Here is a 16,371-nt window from a genome sequence, read left to right as displayed (position 1 = left end):
GCCGCGCGGAGTCTGCTGCGGTGGAAATCAGACGTGAACTATTCCCTTATCGACCAGGATGATCAACTGGCAGACGTGTGCCAGAAAGCGCGCCAGCACGCGGCGGTGGCACTGGATACCGAGTTTGTGCGTACCCGCACGTATTACCCTCAGCTTGGCCTGATCCAGCTGTTTGACGACGAACAACTGGTGCTGATAGACCCGCTCAACATCCGCGACTGGTCACCCTTTGTGGCGCTGCTGACCGACACCGCCGTAACCAAATTCCTGCATGCGGGCGGCGAAGATCTGGAGGTGTTCCTGCACCGTTTTGGCGTGCTGCCGACTCCGATGATCGACACCCAGATTCTGGCGGCCTTCTCCGGCCAGCCACTCTCCTGGGGCTTCGCCGCGATGGTGGCGCACTTCACTCAGGTTGAACTCGATAAAAGCGAATCGCGCACCGACTGGTTAGCCCGCCCGCTGACGGAGCGCCAGTGTGTCTATGCGGCAGCCGACGTTCACTACCTGCTGCCGATTGCCCGTCAGCTGATGGTCAATACGGAAGAGGCGGGCAACATGGCCGCCGCACTCAGCGAGTGCGATAACCTCTGTCAGCGCCGTCTGGACAGTCTGTCCCCGGAAGAGGCGTGGCGCGATATCACCAACGCCTGGCAACTGCGTCCGCGTCAGCTGGCGGCGCTGCAGCGTCTGGCGGCCTGGCGTCTGACGCTGGCGCGTGAAAAGGATATGGCGGTTAACTTTGTGGTGCGCGAAGAAAACCTGTGGAAGGTGGCGCGCTTTATGCCGGGCTCGCTGGGTGAACTCGATCATCTGGGGCTGTCAGGACACGAAATTCGTTTTCACGGCAAAACGCTGGTCGCGCTGGTGGCGGAAGCGGCGGCACTGGAGGAGAGTGAATTACCGGCTCCGCTGGGAAATCTGATCGACCATCCGAATTACAAATCGGTCTTCAAAGCGATGAAGGCGCTGGTGCAGCAGGTCAGTGAGCAGAGTGGCTTCAGTCAGGAGTTGCTGGCGTCACGCCGTCAGATTAATCAGGTGCTGAGTCAGCACTGGGGCATTAAGCCGCAGGGGCGTCCACCGGAGTTACTGACCGGATGGCGGGGCGAACTGCTGAAACCCGGCATCGATGAGATCCTGGCGGGTTGCTGACCGGATAAATTTCCCCTGCCACTGCGCAGGGGAAATTCAGGCTGCGGTCAGAATCATTTAGTCGCGTCTTCCGTTTCCGGAAGCGTCACGTTCAGCTCCAGAATCGAGATATCATCACCTTTCTGATCGAGCTGTACCGTGACCATCTCTGGATCGATCTTCACATATTTGCAAATCACTTCCAGAATGTCGCGCTTAAGTTGCGGAAGATAGTGGGGCTCACTGTCGCCCCTTCTCCGTTCTGCCACGATAATCTGCAGCCTTTCCTTGGCTATGTTGGCAGTGTTCTTCTTCCGGGATAAAAAGAAATCAAGTAATGCCATGGTTTATCCCCCGAACAGGCGTTTCAGGAAACCCTTCTTCTCTTCTTCAATAAAGCGGAAGGGGCGTACTTCACCGAGCAACCGTTCAACGGTATCGGCATAGGCTTTGCCAGCATCAGATTCACCGTCCAGGATCACCGGTTCGCCCTGGTTGGAGGCACGTAACACCGACTGATCTTCCGGGATGACGCCGACCAGAGGAATGCGCAGGATTTCCAGTACATCTTCCATGCTCAGCATATCGCCACGGCTGACGCGACCCGGGTTGTAGCGGGTCAGCAGCAGGTGCTCTTTCACCGGCTCCTGACTGTTTTCTGCGCGACGGGATTTAGAGGAGATGATGCCGAGGATACGGTCGGAGTCACGGACTGAAGAGACTTCCGGGTTGGTGGTGATGATGGCTTCATCGGCAAAATAGAGCGCCATCAGGGCGCCGGTTTCAATCCCTGCCGGTGAGTCGCAGACGATGAAATCGAACTCCATCGCGGCCAGATCGTTCAGGACTTTTTCAACGCCTTCACGGGTCAGCGCATCTTTGTCGCGGGTCTGTGACGCAGGCAGAATATAGAGCTGCTCGGTGCGTTTGTCGCGGATCAGCGCCTGGTTCAGGGTGGCATCGCCCTGAATGACGTTGACGAAATCGTAGACCACACGGCGCTCACAGCCCATGATCAAATCCAGATTACGCAGACCGATATCGAAGTCGATCACGACCGTTTTCTTGCCTTTCTGCGCTAAACCGGTGGCGATGGCCGCGCTTGACGTGGTCTTACCAACGCCCCCTTTACCGGATGTAACTACAATAATGCGTGCCATAAATGTTGATTTCCTTAACAAAAGAAAAGGGGCCTAATTAAGTGTCTGGATAGTCAGCGCGCCATCCTGCAGGCACAGGCGCGCAGCTTTACCAAAAAATTCTTGCGGGATCTGATCCATGATCCAGTACTCCCCGGCAATCGAAACCAGCTCAGCGGCCAGGTTAGTACAGAATATCTGGCAGTTGCGGTCACCGCTGGCACCCGCCAGGGCACGACCGCGCATCATGCCGTAAATGTGAATATTGCCATCAGCAACCAGTTCGGCACCGGCGCTGACGCTGCTGGTGATGATCAAATCGGCATCACGTGCATAAATCTGCTGGCCTGAGCGCACCGGGGTGTTCACGATGCGGGTTTTCGCGGCCACCGCTTCCGCTGCCACCGGCTGCGGTTCAGGCACAGCGGCGGGGGCAGGGGCTTGCGCCTGCGGCCTGGCCTCTTTACCTTCTGCCAGCACCGGCAAACCGGCACGGGCGATCATACGTTTCAGCGCCTCATCCTTGCAGCCGCTTACGCCAACAATACGTAAGCCGGTGGCAAGAATCGCCTGCTGCAACTGCTTCCAGTTAACATCGGCACTCAGGGTGGCAACGTTAAGCACCACCGGGGCGTTTTTCAGGAAGTCCGGAGCCTGGTCAATCTTGTCCTGAAGTGCCTTGCGAATCACCGCCGGGTCATGGTGATGCAAATGGACGACAGACAGGGTGAAACTGCTACCTTTGAATTCGATTGGCGTTTGCGACATCTGTCCCGACTCAGTCCTGTTTTCACTACCGTCAGCCAGGCGATGATAAAATCGTCACTGAAGCGCTAACGGTGAATATTCGAAGTTCTGCAAGCATGTTATAGTTACAGCTATATTCAGACAAGCCTCAACCCCGGTTAATTCGAGTAAAAAATATGTTTTGTGTGATCTACAGAAGCCCGTTACGTGACCAGACTTATCTCTATGTTGAAAAAAAGGACGATTTCTCCCGCGTGCCGGAGGAATTGCTGAAAGGGTTTGGCAAGCCTCAGCTGGCGATGGTGCTAAAGCTGGCGGGGCGCGACAGGCTGGCAAATGCGGATATCAATAAAGTTAAGCAGGGATTGAGCGAGCAGGGCTATTATTTGCAGATTCCACCGCCGATCGAAAGTCTGCTGAAAATTCATTTAGAGGCCGATAAAAAAGTTTAACTCGGATTCTTCTGTAAATATAAATCCTGCCGTCGCGATTTTGTCAGGATAATATTGCTCTGAGGCTGCGCAGAATTAACGGCGCAGCTTATCTGTTTTCACTCTCATTAAATTTCCTGCCCGGCTTTTTGCCCTTATTTGTACGATTATTCAGCACTTCGGCGGTGCTGTTTACGCTTTTTGACAAATTCCGCACCCCGGACCGTTAAAAGGATCTTATTATCTCGCCATGAGGCTGGCAGATCGACCAGCGCAAAAGCAAACATCAACCCGCCAGCAGTGCTGGCATCACACCTAACCTGAACAGGGGATGAGCATGTATCAGCATCGTAACTGGCAAGGCGCTCTGTTAGATTTTCCGGTCAGCAAAGTGGTTTGCGTCGGCAGTAACTACGCAAAACACATCAAAGAGATGGGGAGCGCCACCCCAACAGAACCGGTGATCTTCATCAAGCCGGAAACGGCGCTCTGTGATCTGCGCCAGCCGCTCTCTATCCCGGATGCGTTTGGCGAAGTGCATCATGAAGTTGAACTGGCCGTGCTGATTGGCGCAACCCTGAAACAGGCAACCGAAGAGCATGTGGCGAAGGCCATTGCAGGCTATGGTGTGGCGCTGGATCTGACGCTGCGTGACCTGCAGGCCGGGCTGAAAAAAGCGGGCCAGCCGTGGGAAAAATCGAAAGGCTTCGACAATGCCTGCCCCATCTCCGGTTTTATCCCGGTTGCGGAGTTCAGCGACGATCCGCAGAATGTGGAGCTTAAGCTGCTGGTGAATGGTGAAGTGCGTCAGCAGGGCAGCACGGCAGATATGATTCATAAAATTCTGCCGCTGATTGCCCACATGAGTCGCTACTTCACCCTGCGCGCCGGCGATGTGATTCTGACCGGTACGCCGGAAGGGGTGGGTCCGATGCGCGCAGGCGATCAGCTCGAAGTCTCTCTGGCGGGGCGTGGGATCAGCACGCGCGTGCTCTAAAGACTTGCATCACCACCGCATAGGCTTTATAAGGTGCGGTTTAGGCACACTGCGGACAATCATCATGACTGACACCCCTTTCTGGCAACATAAACGCCTGGCACAAATGAGCGATGAGGAATGGGAATCCTTATGTGATGGATGCGGCCAGTGCTGCCTGAACAAGTTGCAGGACGCCGACACGGATGAGATCTATTTCACTAACGTCGCCTGCAACCAGCTCAATATCAAAACCTGCCAGTGCCGCAACTATGAGCGCCGCTTCGAGTTAGAAGAGGATTGCATCAAGCTGACGCGTGAAAACCTGACCACCTTCAACTGGCTGCCGCGCACCTGCGCCTACCGGTTGCTGGGCGAGGGCAAGGGCTTACCGGCCTGGCATCCGCTGCGCGCCGGTTCGAAAGCGCAGATGCACGCACAGCGTATTTCGGTGCGCTACATTGCGGTTCGCGAGAGTGAAGTGCGGGACTGGGAAGATCACATCATCGATCGGCCCGATCGCAACGGCTGAGTGCCGCTGTCCCGGACAGGATGTAAAAAAGGCTGCCACGGGCAGCCTTTTTTCTGTTCAGCGACCAAACAGGTCGCGCCGTTTTGCTTTGAAAGGCTGGGCAATCAGCACCAGCACCGCCACCAGTAGATAAGCGGCAAATACTCCAATCATCCATTGCGGCATACTGAGCGTCAGAAAGGTCCAGCTGCGCTCGGCGCAGTCACCGCTGGCGAGAAACACCGACGGCAGCCACTTATCCAGCGGCAGACCGCTGGGGAAGCGGGCGGCAAAGTCACAGGTGGTAAAGGGGTTAGGGTGCAGCTGAATCATGGTGTGTTCCCAGGAGAGACGCAGACCTTCCCAGGCACTGTAGATCCATAACGCCAGCGCCGCCAGACGCAACGGCGATTTTGGCGCAATCGCGCCGACCAGACCCGCGGCCATCACACCAAACAGCGCGTTGCGCTCGTAGATACACATGACGCAGGGCTTCAGGCCCATCACATGCTGAAACCATAATGCCGTGAGCTCCAGCGCCAGTGCAGTCAGTGCCAGTAATAACCAGGCTCCGCGGCCCCGGGAACAGTGATTCAGATATCGCAACATATTGCATTCCCTGTAAACGTTAATGCCACGCAGTGTAAACCAAAAGCGGGGGCAAACCAGCCCGGGCCAGCGAAAAATCGTATCCGGACATGACCTCAGACTGATCCAGAACAGGTTATGTGAAAATAAGCCGCGTGTTTTGCGATTATGGGGCGTCTGGCATTTTGCTGCGCAATCAGCTTTACTCCGTTAGCCCCCAGGAGCACCGGAGAGGCAACCTGAAATATGCGCTGCGCCCGGTTTTAATGGTTGCGCAGGCTATATCCGCTATAGGGCGTCTGGTATGATGAGTGCCCATCACGATTAGAAAAGCAACGAGAACACATTGCTATGGTTATAAAGGCGCAGAGTCCAGCGGGATTTGCTGAAGAGTACATTATTGAAAGCATCTGGAACAGCCGCTTTCCCCCGGGGTCGATTCTTCCTGCTGAGCGTGAGCTTTCTGAATTGATCGGGGTGACACGTACGACCCTGCGTGAAGTGCTGCAGCGCCTGGCGCGTGATGGCTGGCTGACGATTCAGCACGGTAAACCGACCCGGGTGAATGATTTCTGGGAGACCTCTGGCCTGAATATCCTCGAAACCCTGGCGCGCCTCGACCACGACAGCGTGCCGGTGCTGATCGACAACCTGCTGTCAGTGCGCAGCAATATCTCTTCCATCTTTATCAGCCGAGCACTGCGTCATCATCCTGACAAGGCGCGTGAGGTGCTGGAGACGGTCGATGCGACGGCCGACCAGGCGGATGCCTATACCGAACTCGACTACCGCGTCTTCCGCGGTCTGGCGTTTGCTTCCGGCAACCCGATTTATGGTCTGATCCTTAACGGCCTGAAAGGGCTCTACACTCGTGTGGGACGTCACTACTTCTCAAATCCCGAAGCCCGTCAGGTGGCGCGTGATTTTTATCTGACGCTGCTGGCGCTGTGTGACACATCGCCGGGACAGGATGAGATTGTGGAGGTGGTGCGCAACTACGGTCGCCGCAGCGGTGAAATCTGGCACAGCATGCAGAAGAATCTGCCTGACGATCTCGGCAATAAACGATAAAAAAAACCGGACATCGCGTCCGGTTTTTTATGCGGTCAGAGTGAGGTATTTCGCGGCGGGTTGCGGTCCAGCAGCTCAACGCTGCCATCCTCATTCTGTTGCTCCAGAATCACATCAAATCCCCACAGCCGATGCACGTGCTTCAGCACCTCGCGACGGCTCTTGTCCAGCGGCGTGCGGCTCTGCGGCACATAGCGCAGGGTCAGCGAACGGTCACCTCGCAGATCGACATTATAAACCTGAATATTGGGTTCGAGATTACTCAGGTTGTACTGGGCAGAGAGCTGCTGGCGGATCGCCCGATAGCCAGCCTCATCGTGAATGGCGGCGATTTCGAGATAGTTGTTGCGGTCATCATCCAGCACGGTAAACAGCCGGAAGTCGCGCATCACCTTCGGCGACAGGAACTGGCTGATGAAGCTCTCATCCTTAAACTCACGCATCGCAAAATGGAGCGTATCCAGCCAGTCAGAACCCGCAATATCCGGGAACCAGTAGCGATCCTCTTCGGTAGGGGACTGACAGATACGCTTGATATCCTGCATCATCGCGAAGCCCAGAGCATAGGGGTTAATGCCGTTATACCACTGGCTGTTGTAGGGCGGCTGATAGACCACATTGGTATGGCTGTGCAGAAACTCCATCATGAAGCGTTCCGACACTTTACCTTCGTCATAGAGGTGATTAAGGATGGTGTAGTGCCAGAAGGTTGCCCAGCCCTCATTCATCACCTGAGTCTGCTTCTGTGGATAGAAATACTGGCTCACCTTGCGCACAATGCGCAGGATCTCACGCTGCCACGGCTCCAGCAGCGGCGCATTCTTCTCCATGAAATAGAGCAGGTTCTCCTGCGGCTCAGAAGGGTAGCGTGCAGCTTCGAACGTGACCGCCTCTTTTTCACGCCGCGGCAGCGTGCGCCAGAGCGTGTTCACCTGACTCTGCAGATACTCCTCCCGGCTTTTCTGACGGGCTTTCTCCTCCTGCAGGGAGATCTTCTGCGGGCGTTTATAGCGATCCACGCCATAATTCATTAAGGCGTGGCAGGAGTCGAGCAGCCGCTCCACCTCTTCAACGCCATAGCGCTCTTCGCAGTCACTGATATAGTTTTTGGCAAACAGCAGGTAATCGACAATCGATCCGGCATCCGTCCAGCTACGGAACAGGTAGTTATTTTTGAAGAAAGAGTTATGACCATAGCAGGCATGTGCCATCACCAGCGCCTGCATGGTCATGGTGTTCTCTTCCATCAGGTAGGCGATGCAGGGATTGGAGTTGATGACAATCTCGTAGGCCAGGCCCTGCTGACCGTGCTTATAGCGCTGCTCGGTTTCGATAAACTTTTTGCCGAATGACCAGTGTGAATAGTTGATTGGCATGCCGACGCTGGAATAGGCATCCATCATCTGTTCAGAGGTAATCACTTCGATTTGGTGCGGGTAGGTATCCAGACGGTAGAGCTTCGCAACGCGGTCGATCTCCGCTAAGTAGACATCAAGCAGTTCGAATGTCCAGTCTGGTCCGTCATTGAGTCGTTTGCTGTCTCTGATGGCTTCGTCAAAGATTGTCGTCATAGCGCACCTCTTTGTGGCAAACCGGCTGACCCGAAAGACAACCCGTTCTGGTTATTTAAGGCTTCATCCTGAAAAAGGGAACCCGAAAAAAACTGAGCGAACACAACAATGATAGCCCACTGTCGCCTATCCGAAATGCGAACTCAAATGAAATCTTTGGCACAAAATCATTAAGTGTGAGGCAACAGGGAATTTAACCGTTTTTAATTCGACCCATACGCCCGATTGCGGAATAAAATCCTGTTTATAAGTGGAATGTATGAGGTTGAATGATTCTCCTGCCATGCGCAGATTTAACTGCCTTTGTTGTCATTTATTTCTGCGTTTAAGGAATAAGGCGCATAAAGCGCTGAAATTCATCGTGCAGCAAGATTTTAGTTACCTGAAAAGTGAAAAAGATGTGAAATGGATGCTGTGATTTCGGGGTGGTGTCCGCTGCGGTGATCCGCTGACTATCATCTTCTGAACAGTGAATTATGCTTTTAGACGTTGGATGGGGAAACTATGCACGTAGTGATTCTTGGAAGTGGGGTTGTCGGCGTAGCCAGTGCCTGGTATCTGGCGCGAGCCGGACATCAGGTCACCGTCATCGATCGTCAGCCTGCCGCGGCGATGGAGACCAGCGCGGGCAATGCCGGTCAGATCTCGCCAGGTTATGCCGCCCCCTGGGCCGCGCCCGGCGTGCCGCTGAAAGCGGTGAAGTGGATGTTCCAGCGCCACGCACCGCTGGCTATCCGGCTGGATGGCAGCAGCTTTCAGCTGGAGTGGATGTGGCACATGCTGCGCAACTGCGACATCAACCACTATCAGCAGAATAAAAGCCGCATGGTGCGGATTGCCGAATACAGCCGGGACTGCCTGAAAGCGCTGCGGAGTGAAACCGGCATCGCCTATGAAGGCCGGCAGGGCGGAACGCTGCAGCTGTTCCGCACCCAGCAACAGTTTGACAGCGCCAGCAAGGATATTGCGGTGCTGCGTGACGCGGGGGTGCCTTATGAACTGCTGCAGGCCGATGAGCTGTCACGCGTGGAACCTGCACTGGCGGCAACCCGGCATAAACTCACCGGCGGATTACGTCTCCCCAACGATGAAACCGGCGACTGTCAGCTCTTTACCCAGCGGCTGGCCAAAATGGCTGAAGAGGCGGGCGTGGTATTCCGCTTCAACACTCCGGTCGATCATCTGCTGCGCGACGGAAATCGCATTTATGGCGTGAAGTGCGGTGATGAGATCATCAAAGCAGACAGCTATGTGGTGGCCTTTGGCTCTTACTCGACGGCGCTGCTGAAGAACGTTCTGAGCATCCCGGTCTACCCGCTCAAGGGTTATTCACTCACCATTCCAATCAAAAATCCCGATGCCGCACCGGTTTCCACCATCCTTGATGAAACCTACAAAGTGGCGGTGACCCGGTTTGACGATCGCATCCGCGTTGGCGGGATGGCAGAGATTGTTGGTTTTAACACCAAACTGACCGAAGCGCGGCGGGAAACGCTGGAGATGGTGGTCAGTGATCTCTATCCTGAAGGCGGTCATCTTGCACAGGCGAGTTTCTGGACCGGTTTACGTCCGATGACGCCAGACGGTACGCCAATTGTCGGCGCCACCCCCATCTCTAATCTTTGGCTCAACACCGGTCACGGAACGCTGGGCTGGACGATGGCGTGTGGTTCAGGACAGTTACTGGCCGATCTGATCTCCGGTAAAACGCCGGCGATTGCGGCGGATGACTTAGCGGTATTCCGCTACTTACCTGGTTTCGCGGCGACCTCATCGCCGCTGCGTAACGCCAGCGCAACTCGTTAAGTATTCAGGGAGAGAGAGGATGTCACGTCCGATTGTCGCGACCATCAACCCGGAGGCGTTACGTCATAACCTGGCTATCGTGCGCCAGGCCGCCCCCGCATCCCGCGTCTGGTCAGTGGTTAAAGCCAATGCTTACGGCCACGGTATTGATCGGGTACGCGAGCCGCTGTCTGACACCGATGGCTTCGCGCTGCTCAATATGGAAGAGGCGATCCTGCTGCGCGAGCGCGGCTGGAACAAACCGATTCTGCTGCTGGAAGGCTTTTTCAGACCTGAAGATTTGCAGCTGATCGACCGCTATCGCCTGACCACCAGCGTTCACAGTAACTGGCAGATCAAAGCGCTGGCGAACGCCAGACTCTCAGCGCCGGTGGATATCTATCTTAAGGTCAACAGCGGGATGAACCGGCTCGGTTTTCGGCCGGAACAGGTCAGCGGCGCCTGGCAGAGCCTGCGTGCGCTGAGCAACACAGGCGAGATGACGCTGATGGCGCATTTTGCTGACGCCGAAAACCCCGAGGGACTGATTGCGCCCATGCAGCGCATTGAGCAGGCGGCAGAAGGACTCAACTGTCCGCGGTCGCTCTCCAACTCCGCCTGTACGCTGTGGCATCCCGAAGCGCATTTCGACTGGGTTCGCCCGGGTATCGTACTCTATGGTGCGTCACCCAGCGGCGACTGGCAGGATATCGCGGGCAGCGGCCTGAAACCGGCGATGACGTTAAGCAGTGAGATTATCGCCGTGCAGCAGCTGCAGGCGGGCGACGGGGTCGGCTACGGCTACCGCTATCATGCCAGCGCCGCGCAGCGGATTGGCGTGGTCGCCTGTGGTTATGCCGACGGCTATCCACGGCATGCCCCGACCGGCACCCCTGTCTGCGTCGACGGCGTGATGACCCAGGTTGTCGGCGCGGTGTCGATGGATATGATCACGGTGGATCTGACCCCCTGTCCCCAGGCGGGAATCGGCTCAGCGGTTGAGCTGTGGGGCGAGCAGGTGAAAATCGATCAGGTGGCGAAAGCAGCCGGAACGGTAGGGTACGAGCTGATGTGCGCGCTGGCACCCCGCGTTCCGGTCACTCTCAGCTAAGTGCGGTCAGACTGCCGCGCATTTTTCTGCTGCAGCGCCAGGCGATAAAGGCCAGCGCTGCACCCAGCAGCATCATCAGACTCAGTGACAGCTTCTCCGCCACCGGCAGTGTGACAACAACCAGGCTGCCTGCGGCACCGCCCGCCATCTGAATAAATCCCTGTAACGCCGACGCCACACCCGCCTGCTGCTGGTAAGGCTCCAGCGCATAGCTGGTGGCCGGGCCAACGGTGAAGGCCAGACCGGCAACAGAAACCGCCACCGGGAACATGTAGAGCGCCCAGTGCGTCTGCATCGCCGCCGGGAAGATCTGCATCCCGGCAACCAGCAGCACCGCGCCCAGCAGCATGGTGAAGAATCCCATCGCCAGGCAGAAAGGCCGGCCCGCCTTGCGAATCGCTTTATTGACGAACATGCTGACAAACATGATCCAGAAACCATTTGCGCCAAAAGCAAAGGAGAACTGGATCGGCGTCAGCCCGCCTTCGGTCATCAGCACCTGAGGTGCCAGCGATACGTAGGTCAGCACCATGCCCAGTGCACCGGCATTGGCGAACGCAAACGCCAGAAAGCGTGGCTGACGCAGGATAGCGGCGTACTGCTTCACCGGTAAGCCTTTCACCCGCAGGGTATCTGCCGGACGCGTCTCGGGCAGGCCGATCAGCACCAGCAGCGTAATCACCACACCATAGGCGCAGAGGAACCAGAAGGGCGCGCGCCAGCCGAAGGCGCTGGCCAGCAGGCCGCCCAGCAGCGGGGCCAGCGCCGGGACAATGTTCAGTGCGCCATTCAGAAAGCCGTAAGCGCGGGCGGCGGCATCGCCACTGAGGCGGTCACGCACGCCGCTGAAGGCGACGACCGCGCTGCAGCAGACGCCGCAGCCCTGCACCAGACGGGCAATCACGAACAGCGGGAAGGAGGTGGCGGTGGCGGCAATCACGCTGCCGGCGATGTAGAGCGCCAGCCCCAGCAGGGCGATGGGCTTACGGCCATAATTGTCCACCAGCGGCCCGGTCACCAGCTGTCCCAGCCCCATCACCAGCAGAAAGAGAGGAATGGTGGTCTGCACCAGACTGACCGGGGTATTCAGCCCTTCAGCAATCTGCGGCAGCGTGGGCAAATAGAGGTCGATGCCTAAGGGTGCCAGCAGCACCAGGCTCAATAACAATAAAGTAAATTTTTGCATAACAACCAGAGGGTAAACGTTCTGTTAAAAAACGAGCCGAAGAGGGTAATGATTCAGAGGGGAAAAAGAAAGCGTAAGCTGTGCGGAAAGTGCGATGCCTGCTTTTTACAGGCATCGCGGGTTTAACTCAGTAAGCGCCGTCGCGACGTAACACGACGCCTGCGGTTTTAAACAGAATCGCAATATCGGTCCAGAGTGCCCAGTTTTTCACATACCAGGAGTCAAAGTAGACGCGGGTATCGTAGTCGATATCGTTGCGTCCGCTGACCTGCCACAGGCCGGTCATGCCGGGCTTGGCCATCAGGTAGTAATCCACATCGCCGGCGTAACGCTCCAGCTCCGCCTCAATCACCGGGCGCGGGCCGACCAGGCTCATCTCACCGCGGATCACGTTCCACAGCTGCGGTAACTCGTCGAGGCTGGTTTTACGCAGGAAGCCACCGATACGGGTAATGCGCGGGTCATTCTTCAGTTTGAAATCTTTGTCCCACTCCATTCGGGCTTCTTCACTGGTCGCCAGCAGCTTCTCCAGCACCTCTTTAGAGTTGGTCACCATGGAACGGAATTTCAGACATTTGAATTTTTTGCCATCCTGACCCACACGCTCATGCCCATAAATCGCATTGCCGCCATCGCGCTTCACCATAAAGCAGAGCAGGGCGAAGATCGGGCCGAGGAACAGCAGCAGCATGGAGGCGACGACAATATCAAAGGTCCGCTTCAGGAAGCGCGAAGAGTGCTTCGCCAGGTTGTTGCTGACACGCAGGATCATCACTTCATGACTGAAGATAAAGGACATGTCGGTGCCGTAGAGCGGCACGCCGCGCAGCGTCGGGATCACGGAAACCGAACGGCAGTTCATCTTCGACAGGAATTTCAGCCAGCGGTCACGCATCGGCTGCTGCTCATACTCCATGGCCACAATAAACTGCACGTTGTCGCGGTCAATGGTCTGCCAGTTAATGTCTTTCCAGGTGATCACTGGCACGCCATTGACGCTCTGCTGAGAGGGCTCATCGTCGACAGAGATAAAGGCCTGCACGTTGTAGCCCAGGATCTCCTCACTCTGCAGGGCAGCATAAGCTTCGGTAGCGTTGCGGCCGGAGCCGATGATGATGGTCTCTTTCTGCCACTGGCCCGCCCGGTTAATGGCGCGTTTGACCAGCGTTCGCATCAGCGGCAGCAGCAGCAGGGCATATGTCCAGCTGAAAACCCACACCATGCGGGAGAAGTCCCATTTCGAAAACGCGATCAGCGCGAGGTCGAGCAGTGAGAAAACAAACAGCGTTTTCACAATCTCCTTCAGCTCGAACCAGAAGGGTTTGCGATAGGTGTAGTGACGCAGACGAACCCAGAACCAGCCGGTGCACATCACGGACATAATAAACTGCGCCACAAAACGGTATTCGATCTGATGCGGGGGAATAAACGTATCCAGCTCGCCCCAGATACCCTGAATGGTTGCGGCGGATAAAAATAATGCGAGGTTGAGTGCAATCAGATCGGAAAAGCTCAGGGCGAATTTCACGATGATATTTTTACGCGTGCCGCTCCATGAGCGGCTCGGGCTATTCATTATCAATGTACTTGCCATAAAACCTGCTCTCTTTCTTAAGTAAAAGATGGCCTGACCAGAATCAGGGACGCGCTCAGGAGTGAGCCACCGAAAAATTAAAAAATAATTTTCAGTCTGTTGCAGTCAGTAAAGCCAGTACAGCTGCAAAAAAGATGAAGATTAAAGCGTGATGGTACTCACGAAATGTTGCAGCATTGAGAATGAGTATGCAGGAGATATTTGACGGCGTTAATACGGAAAAAATCTGAAAACAACAAAAGTGATTAAAGTTTTAAACGGCTAACGTCATGTACTATATGGATAAAATAAGCAGGGGTGCAGTTATAACTAAACTGTTTAAGACGCTTTTAGGAATTACCGCCAAATCTCGCGACTGGCGGTAGTGATAAGGCATCAGGCGGGTCTTTTTAAAATCCAGCGGTCCTGCTCTTTATCATAATGACCAATCTGCAGATCCACCGGTTTTCCATCAATCCACGCCGGTACGCTGGTATCGCGATCCCAGCCGTCGAGTTGGGTAATTAAGCCGGGATTGGTGTGACAGGGAATGCTGACGGTGTCAGGGTGCTCACCGTCAAGATCGGCATCAACAATCTCATAACGACCAATTTTAACCACGTGTCCCATTCATTTCTCCCGTTTTTTCTGGCACAGAGCTGTAAGCTTAGCGTATCAACAGAAAATAACGTGGCTGAATGATTAGGATTATTCCTTCTCTTCTGCCGGCCGGACACCAATTTTCACGATACGATTATCCTCTTTTTCCGCCACGGTCCAGGTCAGCTCATTCCATTCAACCTGATCCCCGACCACGGGCGCGCCACCCAGCATGCCCAGCATCAGCTGTCCCAGCGACTGCTGATCGTTGGTGCTCTCATCCAGTTCCAGCCCGTAGATCTGCGCGACGTCGCGCAGGCGTGCTTCTGCATCCAGAATAAAGTCACCAAAGAACCGCTGGTCGAGCGAAACCGGCGGCGACTGACTGAACATTTTGCCCAGGGCTGGCAGGTCGCGCTCACGGCCAATCACGCAGATCACATCATTCTCTCTGAGGCGTGTCCCGCCGTTGGGATGCATCAGCACATTGTCACGAAACAGGGCGGCGATGCGGGTCTCACGCGGCATCTTCAGATCGCGCAGCGCAGCTCCAATACACCACTTGTCGGCGCTGAGCTGATAAACAAACTGCTCCCACGGATTCTCCGGATGGATATCCAGACCGATACGGCTGATGGGGGAGGCCGTCGGCGGCACCACCACCTTCGCTTTTTTTGCCGCAAAGCCCAGCGAGGTTCCCTGCAACATCAGCGAGACCAGCACCACAAAGAAGGCGATGTTGAAATAGAGTGAGGCGTTTTCTAATCCGGCCATCATCGGGAACACCGCCAGGATAATCGGCACCGCTCCGCGTAACCCGACCCAGCTGATAAAGAAGCGTTCACGGGTGGTAAAACTTCGGAACGGCAGCAGGCCAACAAACACCGACAGGGGGCGCGCCACCAGAATCAGCCACAGTGAGAGGATCATCGCCGGCACGGCGATGTGCCACAAGTCAGAAGGGGTGACCAGCAGCCCCAGCACAATGAACATGCCAATCTGGCTCAGCCACGCCATACCATCAAAGGTCTGCAGAATACCGTGGCGGTTGCGAATCGGACTGTTGCCGAGTAAAAAGCCGCACAGATAGACCGCCAGGATGCCGCTGCCCTCCAGTACGGTGGTCAGCGCAAACACCAGAATGCCGCCACTCAGCGCCAGCAGCGGATAGAGGCCACCCGCCAGGCTGATGCGGTTAATCAGCTGCTGCAGCGCCCAGCCACCGCCCAGGCCCAGCACGATCCCCAGGCCGAACTGCTGCACCAGGTGCACCAGAAACATCCAGTCAAGTCCGCTGCGGCCCTGTTCGATCATCTCAATCAGGGTGATGGTCAGAAACACCGCCATCGGGTCGTTGCTGCCGGACTCGATTTCCAGTGTCGAGCTGACGCGCTCGTTCAGGCCCTTATCACCCAGCAGGGAGAAGACCGCGGCGGCATCCGTGGAGCCGATAATCGCGCCAATCAGGAATCCCTGCATCATATCCAGCTTAAACAACCAGGCGGCAACCACACCGGTTAAGCCGGCGGTGATCATGACGCCGATGGTGGCCAGTGACAGCGCGGGCCCCAGCGCGACCTTAAACGAGCTGGCTTTGGTGCGCATGCCACCATCCAGCAGGATAATGGCCAGCGCCAGGTTGGAAATCAGATAGGCCGCCGGATAGTTATCAAAGGCGATGCCTCCGATACCATCGACCCCGGTCAGCATACCCAGCGCAAGGAAGATGACCAGAATAGGAATGCCCAGCCTGGATGAGAAAGAGCTGAGCAGAATGCTCGATGCGACCAGCACGGAACCGATGATAAACAGACTGTAGACGATAGTGTGGTTCAAACCCGGTCTCCTGAGATATGACGGTGCGATGCCCAAGCGGTGATAAATATCCATGCTATCTCTGAAAGATAATGGTTTATCAAGGAGTTGTCATTGTGAAAATGCACATTAT

Annotated in this window: 16 protein-coding genes; 7 read left to right on the top strand and 9 right to left on the bottom strand. The window is 55.9% G+C overall.

Annotation, left to right across the window (positions count from 1 at the left end):
- The first annotated feature begins 33 nt into the window (after positions 1 to 33).
- Positions 34 to 1,155, top strand: a complete 1,122-nt coding sequence (rnd, locus tag AC1V0D_RS06725) for a ribonuclease D (RefSeq protein ID WP_482907139.1) — start codon at positions 34 to 36, stop codon at positions 1,153 to 1,155.
- Positions 1,156 to 1,208: 53 nt separating this feature from the next.
- On the opposite strand, the gene minE is transcribed toward rnd, so the two are convergent.
- From minE to minC, 3 genes are read right to left on the bottom strand one after another with little or no spacing between them, the layout of a single operon-like run.
- Entirely contained in the window at positions 1,209 to 1,478 is a 270-nt protein-coding gene (gene minE, locus AC1V0D_RS06720) for a cell division topological specificity factor MinE (RefSeq protein ID WP_009089844.1), read from the bottom strand.
- Between the two features lie 3 nt (positions 1,479 to 1,481).
- Positions 1,482 to 2,294: a septum site-determining protein MinD gene (gene minD / locus AC1V0D_RS06715; RefSeq protein ID WP_046101942.1), complete on the bottom strand. Its 813-nt coding sequence runs from the start codon at positions 2,292 to 2,294 to the stop codon at positions 1,482 to 1,484.
- Positions 2,295 to 2,327: 33 nt separating this feature from the next.
- Positions 2,328 to 3,041, bottom strand: a complete 714-nt coding sequence (minC, locus tag AC1V0D_RS06710) for a septum site-determining protein MinC (protein ID WP_046101941.1) — start codon at positions 3,039 to 3,041, stop codon at positions 2,328 to 2,330.
- Between the two features lie 155 nt (positions 3,042 to 3,196).
- Between minC and AC1V0D_RS06705 the strand changes: the two genes are divergently transcribed.
- The 3 genes from AC1V0D_RS06705 (at position 3,197) to AC1V0D_RS06695 (ending at position 4,959) form a co-directional block, all read left to right on the top strand.
- Positions 3,197 to 3,472: a YcgL domain-containing protein gene (locus AC1V0D_RS06705; protein WP_009089851.1), complete on the top strand. Its 276-nt coding sequence runs from the start codon at positions 3,197 to 3,199 to the stop codon at positions 3,470 to 3,472.
- A 316-nt stretch (positions 3,473 to 3,788) separates the two neighbouring features.
- Complete coding sequence (locus AC1V0D_RS06700) at positions 3,789 to 4,448, top strand: fumarylacetoacetate hydrolase family protein (protein WP_009089853.1); 660 nt, start codon at positions 3,789 to 3,791, stop codon at positions 4,446 to 4,448.
- Between the two features lie 64 nt (positions 4,449 to 4,512).
- Positions 4,513 to 4,959 carry a YcgN family cysteine cluster protein gene (locus AC1V0D_RS06695; protein WP_009089856.1) on the top strand — a complete coding sequence of 149 codons (447 nt, stop codon included), beginning with the start codon at positions 4,513 to 4,515 and terminating at the stop codon, positions 4,957 to 4,959.
- Between the two features lie 57 nt (positions 4,960 to 5,016).
- Here AC1V0D_RS06695 and dsbB read toward each other — a convergent pair whose 3' ends face one another.
- On the bottom strand, positions 5,017 to 5,547 hold the full coding sequence (gene dsbB, locus AC1V0D_RS06690) for a disulfide bond formation protein DsbB (protein WP_167428137.1): 531 nt from the start codon (positions 5,545 to 5,547) through the stop codon (positions 5,017 to 5,019).
- 330 nt (positions 5,548 to 5,877) lie between these two features.
- Between dsbB and fadR the strand changes: the two genes are divergently transcribed.
- Positions 5,878 to 6,597: a fatty acid metabolism transcriptional regulator FadR gene (fadR, locus tag AC1V0D_RS06685; RefSeq protein ID WP_009089861.1), complete on the top strand. Its 720-nt coding sequence runs from the start codon at positions 5,878 to 5,880 to the stop codon at positions 6,595 to 6,597.
- A 35-nt stretch (positions 6,598 to 6,632) separates the two neighbouring features.
- Here the strand turns inward: fadR and AC1V0D_RS06680 are convergent, their stop codons facing one another.
- Positions 6,633 to 8,168 carry a SpoVR family protein gene (locus tag AC1V0D_RS06680; protein WP_009089862.1) on the bottom strand — a complete coding sequence of 512 codons (1,536 nt, stop codon included), beginning with the start codon at positions 8,166 to 8,168 and terminating at the stop codon, positions 6,633 to 6,635.
- Between the two features lie 504 nt (positions 8,169 to 8,672).
- Here AC1V0D_RS06680 and AC1V0D_RS06675 point away from each other — a divergent pair.
- Together AC1V0D_RS06675 and dadX are read left to right on the top strand one after the other, a co-directional pair.
- Complete coding sequence (locus AC1V0D_RS06675) at positions 8,673 to 9,974, top strand: D-amino acid dehydrogenase (protein WP_009089864.1); 1,302 nt, start codon at positions 8,673 to 8,675, stop codon at positions 9,972 to 9,974.
- 19 nt (positions 9,975 to 9,993) lie between these two features.
- Positions 9,994 to 11,064: a catabolic alanine racemase DadX gene (gene dadX, locus AC1V0D_RS06670; RefSeq protein ID WP_482907138.1), complete on the top strand. Its 1,071-nt coding sequence runs from the start codon at positions 9,994 to 9,996 to the stop codon at positions 11,062 to 11,064.
- Here the strand turns inward: dadX and AC1V0D_RS06665 are convergent.
- The 4 genes from AC1V0D_RS06665 to AC1V0D_RS06650 all read right to left on the bottom strand — a co-directional run bounded on the left by AC1V0D_RS06665 (position 11,057) and on the right by AC1V0D_RS06650 (position 16,259).
- Positions 11,057 to 12,250 (bottom strand): multidrug effflux MFS transporter, encoded by a 1,194-nt coding sequence (locus tag AC1V0D_RS06665; protein WP_267369268.1) that lies wholly within the window; start codon positions 12,248 to 12,250, stop codon positions 11,057 to 11,059. The genes dadX and AC1V0D_RS06665 overlap by 8 nt on opposite strands.
- A gap of 127 nt (positions 12,251 to 12,377) precedes the next feature.
- The gene (gene wbaP, locus AC1V0D_RS06660) at positions 12,378 to 13,844 is read right to left on the bottom strand and encodes an undecaprenyl-phosphate galactose phosphotransferase WbaP (protein ID WP_033736229.1); all 1,467 of its coding nucleotides are present in this window, start codon (positions 13,842 to 13,844) and stop codon (positions 12,378 to 12,380) included.
- Between the two features lie 375 nt (positions 13,845 to 14,219).
- Positions 14,220 to 14,453 carry a DUF1480 family protein gene (locus AC1V0D_RS06655; protein WP_009089872.1) on the bottom strand — a complete coding sequence of 78 codons (234 nt, stop codon included), beginning with the start codon at positions 14,451 to 14,453 and terminating at the stop codon, positions 14,220 to 14,222.
- A 78-nt stretch (positions 14,454 to 14,531) separates the two neighbouring features.
- Positions 14,532 to 16,259: a potassium/proton antiporter gene (locus tag AC1V0D_RS06650; RefSeq protein ID WP_009089874.1), complete on the bottom strand. Its 1,728-nt coding sequence runs from the start codon at positions 16,257 to 16,259 to the stop codon at positions 14,532 to 14,534.
- Positions 16,260 to 16,371 lie beyond the last annotated feature (112 nt).

Source organism: Pantoea sp. PA1, assembly GCF_056856975.1.
This window is presented reverse-complemented; position numbering and strand designations above follow the sequence as displayed.

Coding starts and splice junctions, on each gene's coding strand:
- AC1V0D_RS06665 (WP_267369268.1), bottom strand. CDS start 12,250: ATGCAAAAATTTACTTTATTGTTATTGAGCCTGGTGCTGCTGGCACCC.
- AC1V0D_RS06655 (WP_009089872.1), bottom strand. CDS start 14,453: ATGGGACACGTGGTTAAAATTGGTCGTTATGAGATTGTTGATGCCGAT.
- fadR (WP_009089861.1), top strand. CDS start 5,878: ATGGTTATAAAGGCGCAGAGTCCAGCGGGATTTGCTGAAGAGTACATT.
- AC1V0D_RS06675 (WP_009089864.1), top strand. CDS start 8,673: ATGCACGTAGTGATTCTTGGAAGTGGGGTTGTCGGCGTAGCCAGTGCC.
- minE (WP_009089844.1), bottom strand. CDS start 1,478: ATGGCATTACTTGATTTCTTTTTATCCCGGAAGAAGAACACTGCCAAC.
- AC1V0D_RS06695 (WP_009089856.1), top strand. CDS start 4,513: ATGACTGACACCCCTTTCTGGCAACATAAACGCCTGGCACAAATGAGC.
- minC (WP_046101941.1), bottom strand. CDS start 3,041: ATGTCGCAAACGCCAATCGAATTCAAAGGTAGCAGTTTCACCCTGTCT.
- AC1V0D_RS06700 (WP_009089853.1), top strand. CDS start 3,789: ATGTATCAGCATCGTAACTGGCAAGGCGCTCTGTTAGATTTTCCGGTC.
- AC1V0D_RS06705 (WP_009089851.1), top strand. CDS start 3,197: ATGTTTTGTGTGATCTACAGAAGCCCGTTACGTGACCAGACTTATCTC.
- AC1V0D_RS06680 (WP_009089862.1), bottom strand. CDS start 8,168: ATGACGACAATCTTTGACGAAGCCATCAGAGACAGCAAACGACTCAAT.
- dadX (WP_482907138.1), top strand. CDS start 9,994: ATGTCACGTCCGATTGTCGCGACCATCAACCCGGAGGCGTTACGTCAT.
- wbaP (WP_033736229.1), bottom strand. CDS start 13,844: ATGGCAAGTACATTGATAATGAATAGCCCGAGCCGCTCATGGAGCGGC.
- minD (WP_046101942.1), bottom strand. CDS start 2,294: ATGGCACGCATTATTGTAGTTACATCCGGTAAAGGGGGCGTTGGTAAG.
- dsbB (WP_167428137.1), bottom strand. CDS start 5,547: ATGTTGCGATATCTGAATCACTGTTCCCGGGGCCGCGGAGCCTGGTTA.